Origin of the sequence: Pseudomonas sp. R4-39-08 (assembly GCF_003852275.1) — a bacterium.
Taxonomy (GTDB): domain Bacteria; phylum Pseudomonadota; class Gammaproteobacteria; order Pseudomonadales; family Pseudomonadaceae; genus Aquipseudomonas.
The window spans coordinates 4,704,233-4,730,246 of sequence record NZ_CP027733.1 but is presented as its reverse complement, the minus strand read 5'-3'; the positions used below and the strand labels follow the sequence as shown (position 1 = coordinate 4,730,246).

Here is a 26,014-nt window from a genome sequence, read left to right as displayed (position 1 = left end):
CTGCACCCCGCAGAAACGTGGCTTGGCGCCCGATTGTGACGGTTAAAATATCTGCGCCCGGTGCCGGGGAACACCCCAGGGCCCCGTGCAAACCGTGCCAACTGACGTTCGGCAGCGGCCAACGGTAGCGTTTCGGGTGCCGTTGGCGAAGGTTTACGCTAGAATGCACGGCCTCAAAGCACACCCCCTTCCCGAGGCTGTCCCGAAGATGTTGATCCTGCGCGGCGCTCCTGCCCTTTCTGCCTTTCGCCACAGCAAACTCCTCAAGCAACTGAGCCAGAAGGTTCCAGCTGTTACAGGCTTGTATGCTGAATTTGCTCACTTCGCCGACGTAGCCGGCGTCTTGACCGCCGACGAACAGCAAGTGCTCGCACGCCTTCTGAAGTACGGCCCCAGCGTTCCCGTTCAAGAGCCGACCGGCCGCTTGTTCCTGGTTCTGCCACGGTTCGGTACCATCTCGCCCTGGTCGAGCAAGGCCAGCGACATCGCCCGTAACTGCGGCCTTTCGAGCATCCAGCGCCTGGAGCGTGGTATCGCGTTCTACGTTGCCGGGCAGTTCAGCGACGCCGAGGCCGAGCTGATCGCCAGCAGCCTGCACGACCGCATGACCCAGATCATCGTCAGCCAGTTGGAACAGGCTGCCGGCCTGTTCAGCCACGCCGAACCCAAGCCGCTGACCGCGATTGACGTGCTGGGCGGTGGCCGCGCCGCCCTCGAGAAGGCCAACACCGAATTGGGCCTGGCCCTGGCCGAAGACGAGATCGACTACCTGGTCAACGCTTTCATCGGCTTGAAGCGCAACCCGCACGACATCGAGCTGATGATGTTTGCGCAGGCCAACTCCGAGCATTGCCGTCACAAGATCTTCAACGCCAGTTGGGACATCGACGGCCAAAGCCAGGAAAAAAGCCTGTTCGGCATGATCAAGAACACCTACGTGATGCACAGCGAAGGGGTTCTGTCGGCTTATAAGGACAATGCCTCGGTGATCGTCGGCTCCGTCGCCGGCCGCTTCTTCCCGGACCCTGAAACCCGCCAGTACGGCGCGGTGCAGGAACCGGTGCACATCCTGATGAAGGTCGAGACCCACAACCACCCGACTGCGATTGCCCCGTTCCCCGGCGCAGCTACCGGTTCCGGCGGCGAGATCCGCGACGAAGGCGCTACCGGCCGTGGCGCCAAGCCCAAGGCGGGCCTCACTGGTTTCACCGTGTCCAACCTGCAGATTCCAGGCTTCGAACAGCCGTGGGAAGTGCCGTACGGCAAGCCCGAGCGCATCGTCACCGCGCTGGACATCATGATCGAAGGCCCGCTCGGCGGCGCCGCGTTCAACAACGAATTCGGGCGCCCGGCATTGACCGGCTACTTCCGTACCTTCGAACAATCCATCACCACCCCGCGTGGCGACGAAGTGCGCGGCTACCACAAGCCGATCATGTTGGCCGGCGGCATGGGCAACATCCGTGAAGAACACGTCAAGAAAGGCGAGATTCTGGTCGGCTCCAAGCTGATCGTGCTCGGCGGCCCGGCGATGCTGATCGGCCTGGGCGGCGGCGCGGCTTCCTCCATGGCCACCGGCACCAGCTCGGCCGACCTCGACTTCGCCTCGGTACAGCGCGAAAACCCGGAGATGGAGCGTCGCTGCCAGGAAGTCATCGACCGTTGCTGGCAATTGGGTGACAAGAACCCGATCAGCTTCATCCACGACGTCGGTGCCGGTGGCTTGTCCAACGCGTTCCCGGAACTGGTCAACGATGGCGAGCGCGGTGGCCGTTTCGAACTGCGCAACATTCCAAACGACGAGCCGGGCATGGCCCCGCACGAAATCTGGAGCAACGAATCCCAGGAACGTTACGTACTGGCGGTCGGCCCTGAAGACTTTGCGCGCTTCCAGGCCATCTGCGAGCGCGAGCGCTGCCCGTTTGCCGTGGTCGGCGAAGCCACTGCCGAGCCGCAGCTGACGGTGACCGACAGCCACTTCGGCAACAGCCCGGTGGACATGCCGCTGGAAGTGCTGCTGGGCAAAGCCCCGCGCATGCACCGTTCGGCGGTACGTGAAGCCGAGCTGGGCGATGATTTCGACCCAAGCGCCCTGGAACTGGCCGACAGCATCGAACGCGTGCTGCACCACCCGGCCGTGGCGAGCAAAAGCTTCCTGATCACCATCGGCGACCGCACCATCACCGGCCTGGTGGCCCGTGACCAAATGGTCGGCCCGTGGCAGGTACCGGTGGCCGACGTTGCCGTCACCGCCACCAGCTTCGACGTCTACACCGGTGAAGCCATGGCCATGGGCGAACGCACGCCGCTGGCCTTGCTGGACGCGCCGGCGTCGGGCCGCATGGCCATCGGCGAAACCCTCACTAACATTGCGGCCTCGCGCATCGGCAAGCTGTCCGACATCAAGCTGTCGGCCAACTGGATGTCCGCTGCCGGCCACCCCGGTGAAGACGCGCGCCTGTACGACACCGTCAAGGCCGTCGGCATGGAGCTGTGCCCTGAACTGGGGATCACCATTCCGGTGGGCAAGGACTCCATGTCCATGGCCACTCGCTGGAATGAAGACGGCACCGACAAGAGCGTCACCTCGCCGCTGTCGCTGATCGTTACCGGGTTCGCACCGGTCACCGATATTCGCCAGACCCTGACCCCGCAACTGCGCATGGACAAGGGCACCACCGACCTGATCCTGATCGACCTGGGCCGTGGCCAGAACCGCATGGGCGCCTCGATCCTGGCGCAGACCCACGGCAAGCTCGGCAAGCACGCGCCGGATGTCGACGACGCTGAAGACCTGAAAGCCTTCTTCGCCGTGATCCAGGGCCTCAATGCCGACGGCCACCTGCTGGCTTACCACGACCGTTCCGACGGCGGCTTGCTGACCAGCGTGGTCGAGATGGCGTTTGCCGGTCACTGCGGCCTGAACATCGTGCTCGACAGCGTTGCCGAGGATGCTGCCGAAATCAACGGCATCCTGTTCAACGAAGAGTTGGGTGCGGTGATCCAGGTGCGTCAGGACGCGACTCCAGACGTTCTGGCACAGTTCAGCGCCGCTGGCCTGGCCGAGTGCGTGGCGGTGATCGGTCAGCCGATCAACAACGGCGAAGTGAATATCTCGTTCAACGGTGACACGGTCTTTACCGGCCAGCGCCGCCTGCTGCAACGCCAGTGGGCCGAGACCAGCTACCAGATCCAGCGCCTGCGCGACAACGCCGACTGCGCCGAGCAGGAATTCGACGTGGTCCTGGAAGAAGACAACCCGGGCCTGAGCACCATGCTCAGCTTCGACGTCAACCAGGACATCGCTGCGCCCTACATCAAGAAAGGCATTCGCCCACAGGTTGCCGTACTGCGCGAGCAGGGCGTCAACGGCCAGGTGGAAATGGCGGCGGCGTTCGACCGTGCCGGCTTCAATGCGATCGACGTGCACATGAGCGACATCCTCGCCGGTCGCGTTGACCTCAATGAGTTCAAAGGTCTGGTGGCCTGCGGTGGTTTCTCCTACGGCGACGTGTTGGGTGCCGGTGAAGGCTGGGCCAAGTCGGCCCTGTTCAACAGCCGTGCCCGCGATGCGTTCCAGGGCTTCTTCGAGCGCAACGACAGCTTCACCCTGGGTGTGTGCAACGGTTGCCAGATGATGTCCAACCTCAGCGAACTGATCCCGGGCAGCGAGTTCTGGCCGCACTTTGTGCGTAACCGTTCCGAGCAGTTCGAAGCCCGTGTCGCCATGGTGCAGGTGCAGGAGTCCAACTCGATCTTCCTGCAAGGCATGGCCGGTTCGCGCATGCCGATCGCCATCGCCCACGGCGAAGGCCATGCCGAGTTCGCCAGCGAAGAAGCCCTGCTCGAAGCCGACCTGTCCGGCACCGTGGCCCTGCGTTTCGTCGACAACCACGGCAAGGTCACCGAGAACTACCCGGCCAACCCGAACGGCTCGCCGCGCGGGATCACCGGCCTGACCAGCCGCGACGGCCGCGTGACCATCATGATGCCGCACCCGGAGCGCGTATTCCGCGCCGTGCAGAACTCGTGGCGCCCGGAAGAGTGGAACGAAGACGGCGCCTGGATGCGCATGTTCCGTAACGCTCGCGTGTGGGTGAACTAAGGCGGTGTACAAGCTTGCCTTCTTTGTTCCCGACAGCCATGTGGAGACGGTGAAAACCGCCGTCTTCGCCGCCGGCGGCGGGCGCATCGGCACCTACGACAGCTGCGCCTGGCAGGTGCTGGGCCGCGGCCAGTTCCGGCCAATGGACGGCAGCCAGCCGTTTATCGGTCAGGTCGGGCAGGTTGAAGTGGTCCAGGAATGGAAAGTTGAATTGGTAGTGGCGGATGAGTTGATCGTGGCGGTAGTGGCCGCGTTGAAGCTCAATCATCCCTATGAAACACCCGCGTATGAGGTGTGGCAGTTGGCGGATTTTTGATCCGGTAGCTGTAAAAACAAAAAACCACTGGCCTGATTGGCCAGTGGTTTTTTATTAGGCGTCATTTACCAATAGTCCTTCCTCCCGTGGCGCTTGATTGAACGAGTGACGCTCAGAAACAGCGGTTCGGCCAGCCTGGGGCTGATACGGCTGTAGTAGATTGGGAGAATATTCTCCTTCGGTTGTACGGCCAGGCTAGCAAAGCTCAGGTAGCGCTGTTCCGGCAATTTCAGATGGGCGGCGTTGAACTGAGGGTTGGCGGTATCAGCCGCTGAATAGTGGAAGTGAGCATAGGCCAGCACCTGCCGGTTTTTTTTATGAATCACATACTCTTGCAGGTAGTCGTTTTCTGACTTGAGTTTGACCCGTCCTTCTATAAGGGAAATGTCGATTTCCCCTTGAGCCTTCAAGTATTCAATCCCCGCTTCGTTAGGTAGATTGCGCTCGATGATGGCAACTCGAAGCAATCGACCTTGCTCCCGCAGGCCGGTGGCCTCCTGGGTCAGCTTATCGACCAGCTGTTCGTCGGCCGCTTTTTTTCTTGCAGGATCTTGCGCCCAGATGTCACGAATTTTCCCTGCCACCTCATCCATTGCGTCGGCCAGGCGAGCCAGGTGTGCCTCGGTACTGTTTGGTGTTTTGGACTTCAGTGATTCTTTTTGCTCTCGACTTATCGTGGAGGGGGCCTTGGACAGCAAATCTCTTGCGTCAGCCAGCAGTTTTTTCAGCGACCGAGCGGGTCTGAAGGACGGTTTTTTGGGCTCGATATTCTCCTCCCACTCCTCCGTCGTAGCGTTCTTGCGAAAACTGATCACCGGCTGGTTATCGACAGGTCCGATAACATCCATGATTTCTACGTCCAACTCCGGGGTGCGCTCGCGCTCCTGGCCGACCCAGACCCGCTGTATACGGTCACGTATCACTCGCTTGCCTGGGCTCAGGCTCGGAGTTGGTGTCGGTTGCCGTTCAGGGATGTGCGATTGCTCACTGATGGCTAAGGCCAGATTCTGTTCCGCCATCTGCCTTACTTTGTCGATCTGGCGCCAGAGCCCCATTAAATGCTCAGGGTCTATCAGTCCCGATTGGGCCTGCTTATAGTAAATCAGCCAGGACTGGGTATCCGTGTACTCATGAATGAGTTTTTCAAGCCCGCTAATCCGTAGCTCAGGCGAGACGAGGCCAGGGGCTTGCACGTACTTTTGCGACGCGGTGGCCAGCATCACGCTGTCGCATAACTGCTTGAGGTGCACAAAATCATCAAACTCCTCGGGCAGCGGCGGCCGCCTCAAAATCAGGCTCTTGTATACGTCCAATTGTGCGAACATCCAGTCAAGCGGTGCTGCCTGTACTGGATCCTGTGCCAACGTGCTGCGTGACAGATCAAAACCGGGGACGGACATCAGCTGCTGCAGGTTGTTTTTTTCCAGCGTGCTCAACTCAATCAGTCGGTCGTTAAAACCCGCAACCTTGCCCAGGTAGTCCTGTATGTTTTTATGAGCCGCCTGGGCGGTGCCCTCGTCGGTCTCATCGAGTTGTGCCAGCCACTGATTCTGAACGGCTTTCGACGGAGCAGCGTCGTGGCGCTCCTGAATGACTACAGCCATTTGATGCCGGAGGTTGTCTACCAGGGCTTCCTGTTGCTGTATCAGTTCCTGCTCGAACCCGGGGAGGGGCTGGTTGTGGTTTTTTGCGTACAGCAGATCCAACTTCTCAAATTGAAAACGCATCTGTTCCTCGAGCTTGCTGACGAGGCTTGCCCTGATTGCCGGCCGTTGCTGTATGGAAAGCGCGGGGTTTTCATTGAGTGTGGAGGCTATCTGCACGGCCCGTTCAGCCGTCATCAACCGGGCTGTCACATCGTGGTATTTGTTTTGCAGCTCTTGATTGTAGTGCTGGATTTGCGCTCGCCGGGCCGCCACTGTTTTTTTCGGCCCAGCGCCTCGCAAGCGCATTTGCAAATCAATGGTCCACACCCCCCTGTTATTGCGCCTGATCCAAGGGCCCCAGCGTCCCGGTTGTTTGAGGTCGACCACTCGTAAACACCCCTCGAACTTCTTGACGGCGTACAGTGCCCCTTGAAGGACTGCGAGATGATGCGGCTCAGCTCCGGTAACGGGTCTGCTGACCAGACCTCTCAGTGGCCCGGTTCTTTCAACGTTTTTGAGAATGTCCGGCGACTGTTCACCCGCGGCCGGTCGCCACTTGAAGGTTTCCAATGCTGTTTTCAGCCTCCCCGTCGGTTGACCGGATGGATCGGACCAGGACAAATTCATTTCTGTTATGTCTGCATGCAGAGGCTGCCACGCAATTGTCGATGGAGTTTTTTTATGAAGCACGGGCGGACTGAAGTCGCTTTCTATAAGTCTGGGCCTGATGGGCATTTTTGCGGGATTCACCGCCAGGCGCTCGTCCAGCGTCAGTGCATGATTGAGCAGCAACGCCGATACACTGGAGAGCAGCTCTGCCAGTGCATCGGCCCGGGCTGTTGGATCAGCCTCTTGCGGTAATCTCACGTACGTGTGCAGGCTGCTCAGCAATGTGTACAGCCATCCAGCCGTCGCCACCAGGCCCCTTATCAGCGGTAAAAAGGCGCCGAACACCTGCCATAGATCATTCGTGAAGAGTGTCCAGCGCAACGCTTCATTGGAGGTCGACTGTTTTTCCGCGCGCTGCCACAGGCTCCTGGCGTTTTCATCAAATACGCTGGCCAGGAAATCCCCCGACACGGGTGTATCACTGAGCAATACCGGGCTGGGGGTATATAACGGCTCATGTTCATCGCCTTGCAGAAAGCGCTGGGTGTGGGGCTGCATAAACCCGCCGTTACGGAACAACGCTCGATCTTGCTCGGAGAAGCTCTCCAATACCGCCCCTTGTAATGTGCTATCGCCTTGAGCAATTGCCTGGAGCAGTGCTTCCCGGCTGGGAAATTGGCGCAGGGCTTCAGTGTGGCCAGGGCGATAGAGAATATGCGGCAGCGTGCTGTTGTCACGGGGGCCAATCACAAACATATTGCCGGCCCTGTGTGCAGCACTTCCCTCGTGGGTCAGGAATGCCAGGGGGCGCACGACGATGGCTTCGCCGTCGACCTGACGCTGTGCCGGTTCATCCGCCAGCAGCGCCCGGACTACCTGAAAGCCGGAAAACGTGACGCCTTGCCGCTTGCTGAGGCAATACTCCAGCGCCTGCAAGGGCAACTGGACGGTCATTTGGTCGATAAACAACCGCCGGCGCCGACCGGACTCGACAGCGTTCATAATCAAGCGGTCCTTGAGGAGTGCCGGATAGTGCCGGCCTACATTGACGGTTTCGATCAGTTTCTTGAGGTAGGTCGGCTTGATCCACCAATCGGGTACGTAACCGGGTTCTGCCTGATTGCTGATCTCTACACGGGCATAGGGCGTGGCGAAAGGGTTTTCCAGCGCAGATTGCGTCAGGGTCAGAACAGTTTGCTGCGTCCAGCCCACCGTCCCACCCTGGGTTCGGGTAAAGGTCAGCCGGTAGTCGTCCGGGTTAATGAGTACTTCCTGTGGATAATCCAGCGCCATCTGGCGTTGCAGGGCCTTGCGGGCATACACATCAATCGGGTCAAGCCCATCCATGAATCCGGCCCCGGCTGTGCGTTGTTGCACCTGAGTCAGTCGGGAAAGCAACTGACCATAGGTGAGGCGATCAGCGGTCGAGGCGGTCTGCAACCAGAGAGGTAGTTGCTCCTCATTGATCAACCGGGTGTTGCGGTCGGGATCGAACCAGGCCAGTGGGTCGGTGAGGTCCTTGAACAGTTGCTCATAGTCGGCGATTTCGGCGTATTGCGACCAGTCAATGCGGGCCAAGTCCCTGAGTTGCTTTTCCAACAGGCTTTGCGCCAGGTAATCGAAGGGGTTGCTATCAATCTCCTTGAGGACCCACTGGATCGACAGCCCCGGGGTGTATTCACTCATATAGCGGGGTAGCAAGGCGCCCACATCCGCCAATTGATCGAGTTTCAACAGCTGAATGGGCGGGATGTAGACGAGGACAACCTCCTGCTGGTTTACCTGTCGGCGCAGTACCAGCAGGGGAGGCCACTGGCCGGGTTGCCCTTCACTGGCGGCATACACCTGATAGAACCGCAGCCCGTTACTGTCCCACGTCGTTCCTGTGCGGTTTGCCTGACGTGTGACGTACGCCTCGTCCCCCAACAGCATCTCCCGCTCCAACGCGTTTAACGGCGGATTCTGCCGTGCCCGCTGTAAACCCAAGTGCAGATGATTGCTTACGGCCCGCCAGCGTGTCAGTGAGGCATTCGCAGGCACTGCAGCGTTCCAATACGCTACCAAATGGGAGGTAAACGCCTTTCCCAACTCGGGTGCCAAGGTGTTGAGCATGAGTTCGATGTCGTCAATCGACACGGCTTCGGTCCCCGTCGTTGACACCGGTCCCGAGGTTGTCGAACTGGCTAGCAAACGATGGTGCCCAGGCGTGTAATTCAACGGCTCTCGACTCATGCAGCGCCGAATCAGGGCATCACTCAAGGTTTGAAGCTGAGTGAAGCCTGGTCCCTCGCCCTCCCTTTGCACCCCCACCCACAGGTCGCTCGCTTGTAACGAGTTGCCCATGGCCCAGTCCTTGATCCACTCCTGGAGCAATGACTGAGCCACCGCCGTCAGCCGCGGTCGGGCGGCAAATAATGGTGATAGATAGTCGCGTGATGCGCTGGCCTGTTGAATCGCTGGAGAGAGTTCTAACGTAGTGCGCATGCCAATCTTCCCTGTTGGTTGATGCGTCTAACGTAGACGGGCGGATAGCGCATCGAGCGGTAGATAGATACTCGGCAAAGGCGCAGATGGCGGATATTTGTAGGGTCGATGTTGCCGACGATTGCTCTCCAGACAGCGGAGAGCAATCGAAAAAGCAGGTTACGGTGCTGGTGCGGGTCTCAGACCTGGATATATTTGGAGTGACTTGATCAGGGCGTCCTCGGAGTCGAAGCGTCGCTGCTCCATATTCCATCGAGTAATAAAATACTTCCCTGCATCGTCTTTCTGAATGGCTGTGACCATAACGCCATCGTTACGGGAGAGGTGTATCAAATTAGCCTCGGTTTCCGATGGCCGTTCGATCACGTAGTGCCCGGTTTTTTTCAACCATGTCCTTTTTGCAGGTACAACAGGCGCCGGCGTCAGTTGCAGGTCCATTGTCACTTTGTAGATCAGGTCTTTCTGGTATTTGAAGCGCTCATGGGCCATACCCTCCAGATCAATAAAGAACAGACCGGTATCGTCTATCTGAATAGGCGTAGAGATGATGCCCTGCGCGTCGGAGTAGCGCAGCAGATTGGTCTCAGGGTCCGATAGGCGTTCGATCAGGTAGTGGCGCGGGTCATTCAACGTTGACCTGTCGACAGGAACATCGGGGATACGTGCTGGCTGTCCGACAATGACCTCCTCCAGTTTGAAGTCGTTACGCAATGCGCTCCGGCCCTTTATGCTATCCAGTGTTTCCCAGTGACCGAGGTGAATTTTTTTGCCCAGGCCAGGCGCGACATCACGGACGTTCAGGCTGACCGCCTCCAGTAACTCTGCCAGCCCAGGTACCCCTGCGTAGTAATTGGCATGTGAGTTGCCGACGAAAGCGATCCATTTATGCGGCCCATGCGCCGCCTGGTCAGCGTGTATGACCCGTGAGGCAAAATAATTGAACATCTTGGTCCGGGCGTCGTCGGGCATTCCCTTGAGGTTATAGCTGGCGACGCAGTCCAGGGCTCTGATACGGATGCCGTATTTGCTGGCGGCTTGGTAGACCTCTGTGTAGGTGTGAGGGCCGGCATGACGGAAGTGCATGTGGCCTATGTCCTGTTGTTTCAGGTATCTCTTGAGGTTGTCAGGAAGCTGTTGGGTTTTGAGAAACACCTCCAGTTCGGCCTGATGAAGGTCGGTATACAGATGTTCGACATAGAGTGTCTTGAAACCCAATTTCTTGATGGTTTCCATCTGTGTTATCAGCAGTTTTTTGCTCGACTCCATGCCGTGGGGTTCACCCAGCACAAGCCCTGGCAAGGAACTGTCGCTGATCTGTTCCAGAAAGGATTCAGGTGTGGTGTTGTCCGTTATGGTGGGCAACGTCGGTCGAGAGGGGGCCGTGTAGTCGGTAAAGAACTCTTCAGCCTTGGCGTGCAGCCGGGTTCGCGCCTCGATAAAGGTGTCGAAAGCAGCCCCCTTTACCCCGCCACGAGGACGGTAAACGGGATCCAGGCCACGGCGGCTGCTGTAATCCAGGCGAATAATTTCATCTCTCATGGAGACAGGGATGTCAAACTCGTTGGCATTGAGCACCGAGGATGATGTGCCGGCCACCGGGTCGACTTGTCCTGCGCTGACGCCGCCAGCCTTCGGCTCGATAGGGGCGGGCGCTTTGTAGGGTGTTTGCAGTGTCATCCGATAGTCTCCCCTGGCTGACGGGTCACCCGGTATCGATCCGGGGGTGTCTGTCCAGATACCCACGGGCTGGTTCGGGCCGACGTCCTCAACCCGCAGGGCGACGGCATTTTGCAGGTCCGCCAGGCCAGGTGTTTCATTGAACGTACGCAGGCGGGATGAATCCACGAGTGCAACCCAGCGCTCGTCGGGCTCGGTGAGGGCATCCGCTTCGATGGCGCGGTGGGAGTAGAAGTTTCTGATGGCGTTGTCCCGCGGCGTGGTCGGGGAGGTATCGCCCATTTGCAGGGCATCCTCCAGGTGGTAGGAGGTCGAGGCGTCCAGCGCCTTGATCTTGATGCCCTTCTCGCGCGCCTTGCGTACCAGGGCCAGGTAGGAGTATTCGGCGTTCTCGGCGAAGCCCACGGTTTTGTCGCAGTTCTTCAAGTGCCGCTCAATATGCTTCCATGATTTGCCGCGATTAAGCTTCTCCAGCTTGGGTCGAAACACATCGCCGGGCAGGTATTCCACATAGAGACGCTTGAAACCGTTTTCGATCAACGCATCCATCTGCTCAATCAGCAATTGCTTGCTGGCGATAGAGCCGGGGACCGCGCCGATGACCAGGTTCTGGTTTGCGGCAAAGGCATCGCTGGCAATCAATTGTGGGAACTGAGTGTTGGCCTCGACAGCAAGGGCGTCGGCTCGTGGCGCAAGAGGGTCGAGGTATTTGAAGAAATTCTGGGCGTCCTTCGTCAAACGTTCGACTTGTTGTTTATAAATGTTGAGTGCAGGTGCCAGCTGTGCTGCGGCGACACTGGGGAGCAGGCCAGGATCGCTGAACCACTCATCTGCGCGTTGCTGCATGGCGGCACCGATGTCCGGGTCCAGTACGCGTTCAACATCGCGCCAGTGTTTGGCTGGCATCTCATAGTTTTTCAGCGTGTCAGGTGCTTCAGGCAGTTTTTCATACTTGGGTGCTCCGCCAGTGACGCCGGTACGTGTCCAGACCCCTTGTGCGTTTGGCGCTGCCACACGGGTGGTAGAGACCAGTTGCCCGCTGATCGGGTCGAGGCGATACAACAAGTAGCGACCGATCTCATCCGGCGTCTTTTTGGCCCAAAGGAATTCGCTGTCAAACAGCACTCTTTGCATGTCAGCGGTTGGGAGTGGCGCAGGTTCCAATTGCTGGATCAGCTTCATGACCGGGTTCTGTGGGGCTCTTTTCGCGACCTGGCGCAAGGCCGGTTTGCTTAGCTGCTTCAGTGATGCGAGGGCCGGGCGCAGATCGGTGAAGGCTGCGCCGGCACTGTTGAGCAGATAGCCTATCAAGTGTTCCAGGGCACCTGCGTCATCGCCCTGATGGTAAGCGTGCAAGGCCAGCATGCCGTCCTTGAAAGCCAGCAGCATCCCCAAACTCAGGCTCAGCACCGGAAACGGGGCCGTGGCAACGGCGCTCACCCACTCCACGCAGGTCCACAGGATGCCGGCGATCATTTGGGTACGATTGACGGTGGTTGCTTGCACGTCATCGATTTTGCGCTGCAGCTTCATGTCATACAGCAGCCGGCGCAGGTCAAGTACTGGAGGTATGGCGCGGGTCGAGTCGTAACGCGCTGGGCTGGCGGTGGTTTTATCCAGGTTTTCAGGCAGCTGTTTTTGCGCTTCCTCCAGGAATGTGCGCACGCGTGTCCGGGACGGCACACCGACGCGGCTGGTGAGGTAGGTGATCATGCCGGGTAGCTTTTTCAGCAGGTAGTTGAACTGCCGGGCCTCGCGAAAGCTGATGCCATCTGGCGCTTGCGGTGTGTAGAGCAGCACGGGGTTATCGCCGTGGCTGAACAGGTAGGTATTGATGATCCATTCGCCGTCGATCAGAAGTCGGTGGATCGCATAATTGCCGCGTGTTTGTGTCGAAGTCTCGCCCATGCTGGCGATACTTTGGTTCAGCCATATCAGGTCAACGTCGGCAATATCTCCTTGCAGGCGGCTTTCAAGGGCGGCGGTTTGCAACTGCAATTGGGTGATGGCCAGTGTCGCGTTACGCCGAAAGCTGTAGCCCGCACTGGCCCTGTCGAGCAATTTCGCTTTGAGTTCGTTGATGTAGCGCGCGCCGATCCACACGCCAGTGACCGAGCGTGCGACCTTTTCGGCGGTCAGTGGGCTGATATCAATGCCTTGCGGGCCTTTGAAACGGGCTGATCGAGAGAATTTCTGGTCGAGAAAACCCACGCCGTGGCTGTAGCCGTCGCGATAAAGTTCAGTGTAAGTCAGGGGGGGTGGGGTCAACTTGCCCAGCACTGCCGCAGGTGAGTAGGCCCACACCGTATCGGGATCAACATCGTTTTGCCTGCGCCCCAGCAGCTCGTTCAGCTTCTTTTTCGCCTGTTCATGCAGGTAGTCGGAAAAGCTTGGGTAGCGGGCTTCGGACAACGGCAAATCGTTGTAGATGCGCAAGGCGTGGCGGGAATCTTCGGCCAGTTGCAACAGTTTCCGGCGGTTGTCGGTGCTGGTGGAGCGAAACCAGTTCGGTGTGCCGAGTGCGTAGTCGTCGATACGGGTTGCCAAGACGTGGGCTGACATTGCCTTGAGGCAATCGGCATGACTGCCGATATTGTTGAAAGCCACCTCGTTGTATTCCTGGGCGTGGGGCTTGAAGCTCAGGCCGTTCAAGACACGTTTCATGGCCGGGCGAAAACGCAGGGGGACCCTTTGGATCAGATAGTCGGTCAGCGTGCCTGGCGGTTCTCTGTGGCCGTTGTCCAGGCTCCAGCCGAGGATATGGTTCTGGCAGGCGATTTCGCTGTCAAATGCTTGAAATTGCTGCTCTTGAGGCGCCTCGGGAGTACACAGCAACATGCGCTTGACCACGCCGCTGGCATCGCTCTGACGCAATACCCACAAGTCTTGAAGTTGTGCCTCATGAAGTGAAAGTGTCGCGGCGCTCAGTTGGCTATCGCTGCCCTGGCGCAGGCTTTGAACCAGTTGGAAGTCGTCCTCGCGCAGGTGGCCCTGGAGCACTGCGGTATAGGCCAGTGCGTTGATCCGCTGATCGAGCATCTGTTCGATGGCGTGTCTGAGTTCGGGCTTCTTGTGCAGTTGTATTTGTATATCGCCAAACGCGATGCGCGGTTGCAGTGTGCTCAGCTGCTGCGCCAGCCAGGCCGGTGTCAGGTCGTCGTAGTCTTCGGGCAGGGGCGCGCCATTATAGAGGAGAGTGGTTTTTTCCAGGAAGTCGGAACCGGGCAGCTCATCACCGGTGTGCAGGCCGCGCAGGGCCAGGTCGATCAGATTGCGGTCGTGTTCATACTCGCCGATAGGGGAGACATGGCGACGGGTGATGACCTGCAGGTGTTCCGGGTTCAGGTGGTGAATATCCAAGTCATCGCTCAGGCGTTCGAGCAGTTGATAACGGGCCAGGGTTTCAGGCGTGGCGACAGGGTTGAGCAGGTCGAGCATGTCCTGACGCGCTTCGTTATAGCGGGCCAGATGCTCGGCCAGGGTGGCTCGCCGGGTTTCGCTGGCGCTGCGATACCAGTCCGGGGCGCTGTTGCGCAGGTGGCGCTCCAGCAAGCGCTGAGCGCGCCACTCCAGACGGGCGTTGAGGTCGGGCAGGGCGCAGGTGATGGCGAGATCAAGGGCATCGATCAACTGCGCCGCGTCTTGTGTCGGGTTGTCGACCAGGCTCAAGGCTCGGTCGATGTCCTGGGTGCGTTTGTCGATCAGGGCGTTGTACGTGTGTTCGAACAGCGGTTCATCGGTTATGGGCGACAGTTCCAGCGGCCAGATCCCAGCGGGTGTCAGGGCGTGATAGCGCATAGGCAGCAGACTCATGAAGTCGCGATGCTGAGCCGTGTCATCCATGCCTTGCAGCAAATGATTGTTGAGTTTATCCAGCGAGTCGAATGATTCGATTCCATGCGCAGGGGTGAACAGCATCACTGCGCCGACTGCCTGGCCTGGCGACAGGTCGGTCGCCAGCGGGCTGGATTTTTCGGTGAGTACAAAGGCGCCGGCCAGTTCGACGACCTGTTCCTGGTAGCGGAAAGTCAGTGCGTAAACGCCGGGACGTAGCGCTGGTCCCCGCGACACCTTTTCGAGGATTTTCTGTTCCAGCGGGTGTAACAGGCGATCCCGGACACCGAGGGCGGCTTCATGCTCAAGCGCGGTGAAGCCTGCGTTATAGGTCATGAAGGATTTGCGTGACTTACCGCCGATCTGCTCGGAGAGATCGAGGTCTTGTAGATGAGCGTTCAGCGTCGTCTTGAGCAGCGCAAGTTTTTGCGGTAAATCATGCGGCTCCAGTGCTTGATAAAACGCTCGGCTCTTGGTCAGAAACTGCTGCCGATAGCTTTTCAGGACGCCGTTCAGTGTTTCCAGATAAGCCAGTTCGGTTGAAGCTTTTTGCTCTGGCAGAAGCGGTCTTTCGATCTTGAGCAGGTGATTGCCGATCTGGTTGAGATTGCCTTTGATGCCTTCAACGGCCTGGGTGGTGGTGCTCACAGGAACGCTCTCCATGTTGGGACAAGAGTCCAGCATGGAGAGTCGTGCCCGTGGTCGGGCGGTAGATAGGTAGCGGTGTCAGACGCTGGAGCCTACCGAGCTGCGGCTGGAAAGCGCTTTGAGAGCGGCGCTTAAACCCTGGGCCGAATCACCCACCAACAGGTGCCAGATACCACCGTCGAGCTGACTCACACCCTGGCAACCCAGAGCCTTGAGCTGCTGCTCCGACAGCGCCTGGTCATCGGCCAGTTGCAAGCGAATACGGGTCATGGCCACGCAGTCCAGTTGCAGCACATTGTCGCTGCCACCCAAGGCGCTCAGCCATTGCTCGGCCTGAGCGGTTGCGACGGTCGAGGTTGGAGGTTGCGTAGCCACGACCGGGGCCGGCGTATTGCCGGAGGTCGGCATCGCCAGGCGGATCTCGTCGGCAATGCTGTCAGCCATCGGCCCGACTACCACCTGCAAGCTGCCGCCGTTACCGGGGCGAACCACCGCCATCGCACCCAGGGCCTTGAGCTCGGCGTCCACGGCCTTGTTACGGTCCACCATGTCCAGGCGCAGGCGCGTGGTGCAAGCACCGACACTGAGCAGGTTGGCGGCACCGCCCAGGGCGCGAATGTAGGCACCGGCGCGCTGGTTGTCGGTCATGGCTTCGGTCTGCACGACCTGAATGTCTTCACGGCCGGGCGTCTTCAGGTTGAAGCGGCGGATACAGAAATCAAACACGGTGTAGTAGACCACCGCATAGGCCAGGCCCACCGGTATCACCAGCCAGCCATTGGTGGACTTGCCCCAGCCGAGAACCATGTCGATGAAGCCACCGGAGAAGGTAAAGCCCAGGTGAATGTTCAGCAGGTTGGTAATGGCCATCGACAGACCGGTCAGCAGCGCATGCAGCAGATACAGGAACGGTGCGAGGAACATGAAGGCGAATTCGATCGGCTCGGTCACCCCCGTAAGAAACGAGGTCAGGGCCATCGACAGGAAGATCCCGCCCATCACCTTGCGGCGCTCCGGCAGGGCGTTGCGGTACATCGCCAGGCACGCGGCGGGCAAGCCGAACAGCATCACCGGGAACATGCCGGTCATGAACTGGCCGCCTTTCGGGTCGCCGGCAAAGTAGCGGGTCAGATCGCCGGTCACTACCGCGCCGGTTGCAGGATCGGTGAAGCTGCCGAACACAAACCAGGCCATGTTGTTGAGGATGTGGTGCAGACCGGTGACGATCAACAGTCGGTTGAATACCCCGAAGACAAACGCGCCGAGGCTGCCGCTTTCCATCAGCAACACGCCGAAGCTGTTGATGCCGTGCTGGATCGGCGGCCAGATCAGGCCAAAAATCACGCCCAGTCCCACAGCCGAAAAGCCTGTGACAATTGGCACGAATCGCCGCCCGCCGAAGAACGCCAGGTACTCCGGCAGCTTGATGTCCTTGAAGCGGTTATACAGCCCACCGGCCATCAGGCCACTGGCGATACCGGCGAGCATGCCCATGTTGATGGAGGCGTCCATCACCTTGAGCGTGGAGATCATCACCAGATAGCCAATCGCCCCTGCCAGGCCGGCCGTGCCGTTATTGTCGCGGGCAAAGCCCACGGCGATGCCGATGGCGAAGATCAATGCCAGGTTGGCGAAGATGGCCTGCCCGGCATCGTGCATCACCGCGATGTTGAGCAAGTCGGTGTCGCCCAGTCGCAGCAAGAGGCCGGCGATCGGCAGGATCGCAATCGGCAGCATCAGTGCGCGGCCCAGGCGTTGCAGGCCTTCGATGAAATGTTGATACATGGCGTGTCTCCCTATTCTTGTTGTTTTCAGCTCAGCGGCCAGTGGTGTTGACAGGCGTGGCGAACGGCTTTGGCGCTGCTCAGGTCGAGCAACCCTTGGCTCAATTGCCGGCATTGCGCCGCGTCCAGGTGGCGGACGCGGTCCTTGATTTCGCCGATCTGCGGTGGGCTCACCGACAGCTCGCTGACGCCCAGGCCGACCAGCACCGGCGTGGCCAATGGGTCGGAGGCGAGGGCGCCACACACGCCGACCCAGCGCCCATGTTTCGCCGCACCGGCGCAGGTCTGGGCGATCAGCCGCAGCAAGGCCGGGTGCAGCGCATCGACGCGGGCGGCGAGGCCCGCGTGGTCGCGGTCCATGGCCAGGGTGTACTGGGACAGGTCATTGGTGCCGATGGACAAGAAGTCCGCATGCTCGGCCAGTTGCTCGGCCATCAGCGCGGCGGCGGGCACTTCGATCATCACGCCCAGTTCGGGGCGCTGGGTCAGTGCCAGCTCCTCGCACAATTGATCCAGGCGCTGGCGTATCTGCAGCAGCTCATCCACTTCGCTGACCATCGGCAGCAGGATGCGGCAGCGCTGCAGCGGGCTGACTTGCAGCAGCGCGCGCAGTTGCAGGTCGAGCAGTTCCGGGCGCACCTGGGCCAGGCGAATACCGCGCAGGCCCAGCACCGGGTTGGCTTCGACAGGCAGCGGCAGGTAGTCCAGTTGCTTGTCGCCGCCCACGTCGATGGTGCGGATGATCACCGACTTGTCGCCCATGGCATCCAGCACGGCTTGATAGGCCTGGCGCTGCTCCTGTTCATCCGGCGCGGTGCGGCGGTCGACGAAGAGGAATTCGGTGCGCAGCAGGCCGACGCCATCGGCGCCGTTTTCAAACGCCAGCCGGGCTTCGGCGCTGGAGGCGACGTTGGCGGCGATTTCAATGCTCACGCCATCGAGGGTGCGCGCCGGCAGTCGGGCCTGGGCCTGTTGCTGCTGGCGGCGGACTTTCTGCGCATCGCGAATCTGGTGGACTTCAGCATGGCGAGCATCGCTGGGCGCCAGTTCCAGGCGGCCATTGGCGGCGTCCAGCACCACGCGCTGGCCCTGGGGCACCTCAAGCAGCTCGGCACCCAGCGCCACCACACACGGCAAGCCTTTGCCCCGCGCCAGAATCGCGACGTGGGACGTGGCGCCGCCCTCGGCCATGCAGATCCCCACGGCTTGCTGCTCGCTCAGTTGCAGCAGGTCCGAGGGGGTGAGTTCATGGGCGCCGACAATCGATCCGGCGGGCAATTCGAAGTGCCAGGCTTCACCCAGCAATGCGCGCAATACGCGTTGTTGCAGGTCGCGCAGGTCGTTGGCGCGTTCGGCAAACAAGGGCTTGCCCAGTGCCAGCAATACCGCGCACTGGGCCTGGATCGCATCGCGCCAGGCATGGGTGGCGGCGCTGCCCTGGGCAATGGCGTCGGCGGCGGCTTGCAGCAACGCCGGGTCTTCCAGCAGTGCGAGGTGGGCGGCGAAGATTTCTTCTTCGTCGACGTTTTTGCGTTGGCGGGCGTGGTCCAGGGTGCTGCGGATTTCGCCGCGCACCTGCTCCAGTGCCGTGTCGAAACGCTGCTTTTGTTCGTCGGCGGAATGGTTACCGGTGTCTTCCGGCAGCTCGATGCCGGTCAGGCGAAACAGTGGGCCGCACACCAGGCCGGGGGCTGCGCACACGCCTTGCAACACATCGGTTTCCACACTGACGCGACGTGGTACGGCCGCCACTGCAGGAGCGTGGTGATCTTCGCGGATCGCCACGGACAACGCCGCGATCAACCCTTGCAGCGCCGCATCGGCATCGTTGCCACGGCAGGTCACGCGTACTTCGTCACCTTCGCCAATGCCCAATCCCATCAAGCCAATCAGGCTGTCACACGATGCCGACTTGTCAGCGAAGTGCAGTTGCGCCTGGCTGCTGAAACCCTGGGCGGTCTTGCGGATCAGCGCAGCAGGGCGCGCATGCAAACCGCCGCGATGGGTGATGCGTACGCTGGCGCTGGCTTCGGCGCTCGAGTTATCCACAGCCGCTTGAGCGGGGGCGCTCGAGCGCAGCGTTACCTGCATCAACGGCTCCCCGACCTTGACCGTGCTGAGCGGGCAGGGCGTCAGTTCGAAGCGGTCGCTGTTGGTCAGGATGATCAAGCTCACCAGGCTCTTGCACTGGCGCGCAATGCGGTCCAGATCAAATTGCACCAACGCCTGGCCCTGGCTCACCCGCGCGCCTTCCTTCACCAGCAAGGCAAAACCTTCACCATTGAGTTCCACGGTGTCGATGCCGACATGCATCAGCACTTCGGCACCGTTGTCGGCGCGCAGGGTCAGCGCGTGCCCGGTGCGGGCGACGTGGATAATCACCCCGTCACACGGCGCGTGCAGGCAGTCATTCAACGGATCGATGGCAATACCGTCGCCCATCGCGCCGCTGGCGAACACTTCGTCGGGGACGCTGCCCAGGGCCAGCACCGGCCCACTCAAGGGGGCGCTAAGGGTCAGTCGGTTATTGTTGTTGGACATGGGCACGGTACTCATCAGGAAAACACGGCAATCGACTCAGTGAGTGCGAGTGACTTTGCTCAGGTGACGGGGCTGGTCGGGGTTCATGCCCCGAGCCTGCGCCAGGCCTGCCGCCATCACGTAGAAACTCTGAATGGCCAGGATCGGGTCCAGGCTCGGGTGTTCGGCGCGGCTCAAGGTCAGGTCGCGTTCGGCGACATCGTCCGGCGCCGCCAGCAATACGCGGGCGCCGCGCTGGCGCATATCGGCGGCCAGGGTCAGCAGGCCGGCCTGCTCGGCGCCGCGTGGGGCGAACACCAGCAAGGGGTAGTCTGCGTCGATCAAGGCCATCGGCCCGTGGCGCACTTCGGCGCTGCTGAAGGCTTCGGCCTGGATCGCCGAGGTTTCCTTGAGCTTGAGTGCGGCTTCCTGGGCGACGGCAAAACCGGCGCCACGGCCGATCACCATCAAGCGCTGGCTGCCTTTGAGCGCCTCGATGGCTGCGCGCCAATCCTGTTTGGCCGCGTCACGCAGGCCGTCGGGCAGTGCGTTGCAGGCTTGCAGCAGGTCGGCTTCCCGGTTCCAGTGGCCGACCAGCATCGCGCTGGCGCTGAGCGTGGCGATGAAGCTCTTGGTGGCGGCCACGCTGAGTTCCGGCCCGGCACACAGCGGCACATGGAACTCACAGGCGGCTTGCAGCGGCGAGTCTTCGGCGTTGACCATCGAGATGCTCAAGGCCCCGCGTTTGCGCAGCAGGCGCAGGCTGTTGACCAAGTCCGGGCTTTGCCCCGATTGCGAGAAACCAAATGCCACCTGGCCGCTGACTTTCATCGGCGCCTGCAACAAGGTCACCACCGACATCGGCAGCGACGCCACCGGAATCCCCACATGCTGCATGGCCAGGTAGGCGAAGTAGCTGGCGGCATGGTCCGAACTGCCACGCGCAACGGTCATTGCCACTTGCGGTGGCTGGCGGCGCAGGCGACCGGCGACGTCTTCGAGTATCGGCTCCAGGCGTTGCAGTTGCGCCGCGACGGCGTCACAGGAGGCCAGCGCCTCTTCAAGCATTTTTGAAGTCAATGGTTTCTCCTTCGACCATTACGTCGGTGAGTGTCAGGGCGCGGTCCAGGCGCACGCAGTCGGCAAAGCTGCCGGGTTGCAGGCGACCGCGTTCTTCCAGGCCCAGGTAGTCCGCAGGAAATTGCGACAGGCGTTGTGAGGCTTCGCTGATCGGCAGACCGATCTTCACCAGGTTGCGCAGTGCCTGGTCCATGGTCAGGGTGCTGCCGGCCAGGGTGCCGTCCGCCAGGCGTACGCCGCCCAGGCACTTGGTCACGGTGTGGCTGCCCAGCTTGTATTCGCCATCGGGCATGCCGGCGGCGGCGGTGGAGTCGGTGACGCAATACAGGCACGGGATCGAGCGCAGCGCCACGCGCATGGCGCCGGGGTGTACGTGCAGCAGGTCGGGAATCAACTCGGCGTAGGTGGCGTGGGCCAGCGCGGCGCCGACGATGCCCGGCTCGCGGTGATGCAGCGGGCTCATGGCGTTGTACAAATGGGTAAAGCTGGTGGCGCCAGCGGCGAGGGCGGCCACGCCTTCTTCATAACTGCCCAGGGTGTGGCCGATCTGCATGCGCACGCCGCGTTGGCTGAGGGCGCGGATCAGGCTGTCGTGGCCGGCGATTTCCGGCGCAATGGTAATCACCCGGATCGGCGCCAGGCGCAGGTAGGCTTCAACTTCGGCCATCAATGCAGTGTGGGCGAAGTTGGGTTGGGCGCCAAGTTTTCCCGGATTGATGTAGGGGCCTTCCAGGTGTACCCCGAGCACGCGGGCGCTGCCGGTAGGACGCTGCTCGCAGAAGGTGCCGAGCTGGCCGAGCACGCGGGAGATTTCGTCGGCCGGCGCGGTCATGGTCGTGGCCAGCAGCGAGGTGGTACCAAATCGCACATGGGTGCGGGTGATGGTCTCGAAGGCCTCGACACCTTCCATGATGTCTTTGCCACCGCCGCCGTGCACATGCAGGTCGATAAAGCCCGGCAGCAGGTAGGGCAGGTCGTTGTCGGCCGGATTGCAAGGCGTGCCTTCGATGGCGACGACCTTGCCGTGCTCGTGCACCAGGCGGCCGCGGATCCAGCCGCTGGGCGTAAGGATGTTGTCTTCGGACATGGGCAGTTCTCTAAAGCCGCAACGCGGCGGCAAGTCTTACCTACGCAGCTCTGCGACAAAGTCGTAGTAGTCGTTGCGGCAATAGGTGTCGGTGATTTCTATGGGGGTGTTATCGAGCGTGTAGCCGACCCGGGTCATCAGCAGCATGGCGGTGCCGGGGGCGATGCCCACCAACTTGGCGAATTCATCCGATGCGTTGATCGCCTGTACGTGCTGCAGGGCACGGACGATGGGCTTGCCGATACTGTCGAAGTATTCGTACAGCGAGCTGCCCAAGGCCTGCGGCTGTGGCAGCACCGAAGCGGGGACAGCGGTCATTTCAATGGCCATGACCGTGTCGTCGGCTTTGCGCAGGCGCTTGAGGCGCGCCACTTTGTCATTGGTCGACAGGCACAGGCGGATCAGTTCTTCATGGGTCGGCGGGGTGATGTCGCGTTCAAGCCATTGGGAGCCGGGCACAAAGCCCTTGAGGCGCAACATCTCGCTGAACCCCGACAGGCGCGACAGCGGCTGTTCCAGGCGTGGCGTGATAAAGGTGCCGGAGCCCTGGCTGCGGCGGATCAGGCCCTGCTCAAACAGCACTTCCAACGCTTTGCGGGCGGTGACCCGAGAAATGCTCAACTGCTCGCTGAGCGCACGCTCCGACGGCAGGGCTTGCTCGGATGTCCACTGGCCGGCATGGATCGCCGCTTCGAGCTTGCGCGCCAATTGCAGGTACAGCGGCGTGGATTGTTTGTCGTCGGGGCGCAAGGCCAGAATGGGATTCATCTGTCAGGTTTCCGATGCGGTTATTGGAGTGTTGTCGCCCGGTATGGGTCAAAAATTAATACCACTTAAATACCATGTCAATGCAGCCACAACGGTGCATTCAATGGATCAAGGCACCGCAACGGTGCCTGGCACAAAGTGGTATTAGAAAGGTCTTCATGGCGCGCACGACGGCGCAGCCCGCACGGTGAACTGGTATTCACCGGCAGGTGCTGCTCGGGGCAGGAAATATTTTCGAATTATTTTACGAGTGGTCGCAGATCAGGGCCGAATCTCGATCAGGGTGCCGTCCTTGACCAGGCTCCAGACCTCACGCATATCCACATTGCGCATGCCGATGCAGCCGTCGGTCCAGTCCAGGGTGTGGAACCACTGTTCCGGGTAATCCTCGGTGTCCGGGGTGCCGTGGATCATGATCATGCTGCCCGGCTTCACCCCTTCGCGACGGGCGCGGGCCGCGTCGCTGATGTTGGGGTAGGAGATGTGCATGGCAAGGTTGAAACGCTCGCTGGTCTTGCGCCAGTCGATCCAGTAGAGGCCTTCGGGCGTGCGGCGGTCGCCCTCGAACAGCTTGTGGCCCTTGGGGTTTTTACCCAGGGAAATGCGATAGGTCTTGAGGGGCTTGCCGTCGTTGATCAACTGCAACTGGTGGGCGGATTTGAGCACCAGGACTTTTTCGACGGGTTTGCCGCCGAGTGTTTCCACCGTGGAGGCCGAGGACAGGGTAGCGAACGACAGGCAGAGAAGAGCAAGCAACCAACGCATTGAAACGGTTTCCCTTTGGCGATGAGTGGCCGGCTTGTTATTGGGCGGGCTTGGACAGGGGTGGCACCGACTCGCTTCGCACCGGGAACAGCTGTTGCCGACGGTCAGCGAAGAAGCATTCTAAGGTACGCCCGACCGTGCGGAAAGCCAGCTCGGACCAAGGGATATCGGCTTCGGCGAACAGCTTCACTTCCAGGCTTTCCTGGCCTGCGGCGAAGTCCAGGTCGACCAGCTCGGCGCGATAGAAAATATGCACCTGGCTGATGTGCGGTACGTCAATCAGCGTATAGAGGCTCAGGTTGCGCACGCGGGCGCAGGCTTCTTCCAGCGTCTCGCGCATGGCCGCCTGGGCCACGGTTTCGCCGTTTTCCATAAAGCCTGCGGGCAGGGTCCAGTAACCCAGGCGCGGCTCGATGGCGCGGCGGCACAGCAGCACTTTGTCGCCCCATACCGGCAGGGTACCGGCGACGATATTGGGGTTCTGGTAGTGAATGGTCGCGCAGTGATCGCAGACATAGCGCAGGCGTGCGTCGCCTTCGGGGATGCGTTGGATAACCGGTTTACCGCACTGGCTGCAGAAGTTCATGCTGGGGTTCCTGGAGAGTGGGCCTATCTTGGCTTGGCAGGCAGGACGCTGCAAGTTGTCGTTTAGCGACATGCCGCTGGTTTTGGGGTTGGGCGCCCGCCCGCTTTGGTGCATGATGCAAGGTAGCCAACAGACCGAGATGACTCATGCTGGACGAGCTACTTCGCCGGGTAAGCAATCACACTCCCCACACCCTGGAGACTGACGGGCGTTTCCCCGAGGCCGCGGTGCTGGTGCCGATTACTCGCAGTGACGAACCCGAGCTGATCCTGACCCTGCGCGCCAGCGGCCTGTCGACCCACGGTGGCGAAGTGGCCTTTCCCGGCGGGCGCCGCGACCCCGAAGACCCAGACCTGATTTTTACTGCTCTGCGCGAAGCCGAAGAAGAAATCGGCCTGCCGCCGGGGCTGGTCGAGGTCATCGGGCCATTGAGCCCATTGATCTCTCTGCACGGCATCCGCGTAACGCCGTACGTGGGCGTCATCCCCGACTACGTCGAATACCTGGCCAACGACGCCGAGATCGCAGCGGTCTTCAGCGTGCCCCTGGATTTTTTCCGCCAGGACCCGCGCGAGCACACCCACCGCATCGACTACCAGGGCCGCAGTTGGTATGTGCCAAGCTACAGGTTCGGCGAATACAAAATCTGGGGCCTGACGGCAATCATGATCGTCGAGCTGATCAACCTGCTCTATGACGATGCCCAGATCAGCCTGCACCAGCCACCCAAGAGCTTCATCAATATCTAAGCCGTCGTTTGAATGGCAAAGCCGTGAGGGAAAATCATGAAATACCGCCTGGGCGATGCCAGCGTCGAGACCCATCCGCAGAGCTGGGTCGCACCCAATGCCACGCTGGTGGGCAAGGTCAAGCTGGAGGAGGGCGCCAACGTGTGGTTCAACGCGGTATTGCGCGGCGACAACGAACTGATCCTGATCGGCAAGAACAGCAACGTGCAGGACGGCAGCGTGATGCACACCGACATGGGCTACCCACTGACCCTCGGCACCGGCGTGACCATCGGCCATAACGCCATGCTGCACGGCTGCACGGTAGGCGACTACAGCCTGATCGGCATCAACGCGGTGATCCTCAACGGCGCGAAGATCGGCAAACACTGCATCATCGGCGCCAATTCGCTGATCGGCGAAGGCAAGGAAATTCCTGATGGCTCGCTGGTGATGGGCTCGCCGGGCAAGGTGGTGCGTGAGCTGACCGAGGCGCAGAAACGCATGCTTGAAGCCAGTGCCGCGCACTATGTGCATAACGCGCAGCGGTATGCGCGTGACCTGGTTGAGCAGGCAGAATGAGTACGGTTGAACGCCCGGTCGCCTCGCCGTGCGTGAGCATTTGCGCGCTGGATGATGACGATATCTGCACCGGTTGCCAGCGCAGCGTGGATGAGATTACGCGGTGGAGCCGCATGGACAATGCCGAGCGCCGGGTGGTGCTGGGGTTGTGCCATGAGCGGGCGGTGGCGAGTGGGGTGGTGTGGATGATGCCTCTGTAGGAGCGAGCTTGCTCGCGAAAAACGCAAGAACACCGCGTATAGTCAGGCTTCCCGCGTAATCGTTGACGTTTTTCGCGACAAGCTCGCTCCTACAGGTTCTATCGCCTCATGCTCTTCCTGATCGCCTACATCAGCAGCGTCGTGCTGATCAACTTTGCCTTTTCCACCGCGCCGCACCTTGACGTCATCTGGTCCGCCTGGGGCGGCCTGGTGTTTATCCTGCGTGACATGGTGCAAACCCGCTTCGGCCACGGCGCGATCATCGCCATGCTGGCGGCGCTGGTGCTGTCGTATATCACCTCCGACCCGTCCATCGCCCTGGCCAGCGCCACGGCCTTTGCGGTGTCCGAATGCATCGACTGGCTGGTGTTCAGCATCACCCGGCGCCCGCTGCACGACCGCCTGTGGATAAGTTCGGCGCTGAGCATTCCCCTCGATACGTTTATCTTCTTCGGCTTGATCGGTGCGCTGACGCCGGCCGTGGCGGGCACGGCGTTGGTGTCGAAATTCGCCGGTGTCACCGTGGTGTGGCTGATCATGGCCTGGCGCATCCGCCGGCGCGCCGTCGCCAATTGAGGCCAACGTGTGCAGTTCA

The 26,014-nt window shown here is 60.8% G+C and carries 15 protein-coding genes; 6 read left to right on the top strand and 9 right to left on the bottom strand.

Annotation, left to right across the window (positions count from 1 at the left end; genetic code table 11):
• Positions 1–208 precede the first annotated feature (208 nt).
• Positions 209–4,105 (top strand): phosphoribosylformylglycinamidine synthase, encoded by a 3,897-nt coding sequence (gene purL, locus C4J88_RS21810; protein ID WP_124408669.1) that lies wholly within the window; start codon positions 209–211, stop codon positions 4,103–4,105.
• Positions 4,106–4,109: 4 nt separating this feature from the next.
• The gene (locus tag C4J88_RS21805) at positions 4,110–4,421 is read left to right on the top strand and encodes a YqfO family protein (RefSeq protein WP_124368244.1); all 312 of its coding nucleotides are present in this window, start codon (positions 4,110–4,112) and stop codon (positions 4,419–4,421) included.
• Between the two features lie 65 nt (positions 4,422–4,486).
• Here C4J88_RS21805 and C4J88_RS21800 read toward each other — a convergent pair whose 3' ends face one another.
• The 9 genes from C4J88_RS21800 to C4J88_RS21760 form a co-directional block, all read right to left on the bottom strand.
• Positions 4,487–9,160, bottom strand: coding sequence for a dermonecrotic toxin domain-containing protein (locus C4J88_RS21800; protein ID WP_124408084.1), 4,674 nt, complete (start codon positions 9,158–9,160; stop codon positions 4,487–4,489).
• A 159-nt stretch (positions 9,161–9,319) separates the two neighbouring features.
• Positions 9,320–15,319, bottom strand: coding sequence for a membrane-targeted effector domain-containing toxin (locus C4J88_RS21795; RefSeq protein ID WP_177412926.1), 6,000 nt, complete (start codon positions 15,317–15,319; stop codon positions 9,320–9,322).
• A 78-nt stretch (positions 15,320–15,397) separates the two neighbouring features.
• Positions 15,398–17,104 carry an N-acetylglucosamine-specific PTS transporter subunit IIBC gene (gene nagE, locus C4J88_RS21790; RefSeq protein WP_124408083.1) on the bottom strand — a complete coding sequence of 569 codons (1,707 nt, stop codon included), beginning with the start codon at positions 17,102–17,104 and terminating at the stop codon, positions 15,398–15,400.
• 26 nt (positions 17,105–17,130) lie between these two features.
• Entirely contained in the window at positions 17,131–19,644 is a 2,514-nt protein-coding gene (gene ptsP / locus C4J88_RS21785; RefSeq protein ID WP_124408082.1) for a phosphoenolpyruvate--protein phosphotransferase, read from the bottom strand.
• Positions 19,645–19,680: 36 nt separating this feature from the next.
• On the bottom strand, positions 19,681–20,691 hold the full coding sequence (locus tag C4J88_RS21780) for an SIS domain-containing protein (RefSeq protein ID WP_124408668.1): 1,011 nt from the start codon (positions 20,689–20,691) through the stop codon (positions 19,681–19,683).
• The gene (gene nagA, locus C4J88_RS21775) at positions 20,684–21,790 is read right to left on the bottom strand and encodes an N-acetylglucosamine-6-phosphate deacetylase (RefSeq protein WP_124408081.1); all 1,107 of its coding nucleotides are present in this window, start codon (positions 21,788–21,790) and stop codon (positions 20,684–20,686) included. Before nagA ends, C4J88_RS21780 begins: the two co-directional genes overlap by 8 nt.
• 36 nt (positions 21,791–21,826) lie before the next feature.
• The gene (locus C4J88_RS21770) at positions 21,827–22,558 is read right to left on the bottom strand and encodes a GntR family transcriptional regulator (RefSeq protein ID WP_124364270.1); all 732 of its coding nucleotides are present in this window, start codon (positions 22,556–22,558) and stop codon (positions 21,827–21,829) included.
• Between the two features lie 261 nt (positions 22,559–22,819).
• Positions 22,820–23,323, bottom strand: coding sequence for a murein L,D-transpeptidase family protein (locus tag C4J88_RS21765; RefSeq protein ID WP_124364269.1), 504 nt, complete (start codon positions 23,321–23,323; stop codon positions 22,820–22,822).
• A gap of 37 nt (positions 23,324–23,360) precedes the next feature.
• Positions 23,361–23,909: an NUDIX hydrolase gene (locus tag C4J88_RS21760; protein ID WP_124408080.1), complete on the bottom strand. Its 549-nt coding sequence runs from the start codon at positions 23,907–23,909 to the stop codon at positions 23,361–23,363.
• A gap of 146 nt (positions 23,910–24,055) precedes the next feature.
• Between C4J88_RS21760 and C4J88_RS21755 the strand changes: the two genes are divergently transcribed.
• The 4 genes from C4J88_RS21755 to C4J88_RS21735 all read left to right on the top strand — a co-directional run bounded on the left by C4J88_RS21755 (position 24,056) and on the right by C4J88_RS21735 (position 25,995).
• Entirely contained in the window at positions 24,056–24,658 is a 603-nt protein-coding gene (locus C4J88_RS21755; protein WP_033898592.1) for a CoA pyrophosphatase, read from the top strand.
• 36 nt (positions 24,659–24,694) lie between these two features.
• Complete coding sequence (locus tag C4J88_RS21750; RefSeq protein ID WP_124408079.1) at positions 24,695–25,219, top strand: gamma carbonic anhydrase family protein; 525 nt, start codon at positions 24,695–24,697, stop codon at positions 25,217–25,219.
• A complete protein-coding gene (locus C4J88_RS21745) occupies positions 25,216–25,419 on the top strand; it encodes a DUF1289 domain-containing protein (protein WP_124408078.1) in 204 nt (67 codons plus the stop codon). The genes C4J88_RS21750 and C4J88_RS21745 overlap by 4 nt, the downstream gene beginning before the upstream one ends.
• A gap of 108 nt (positions 25,420–25,527) precedes the next feature.
• Positions 25,528–25,995 carry a VUT family protein gene (locus tag C4J88_RS21735; protein ID WP_124368235.1) on the top strand — a complete coding sequence of 156 codons (468 nt, stop codon included), beginning with the start codon at positions 25,528–25,530 and terminating at the stop codon, positions 25,993–25,995.
• Positions 25,996–26,014 lie beyond the last annotated feature (19 nt).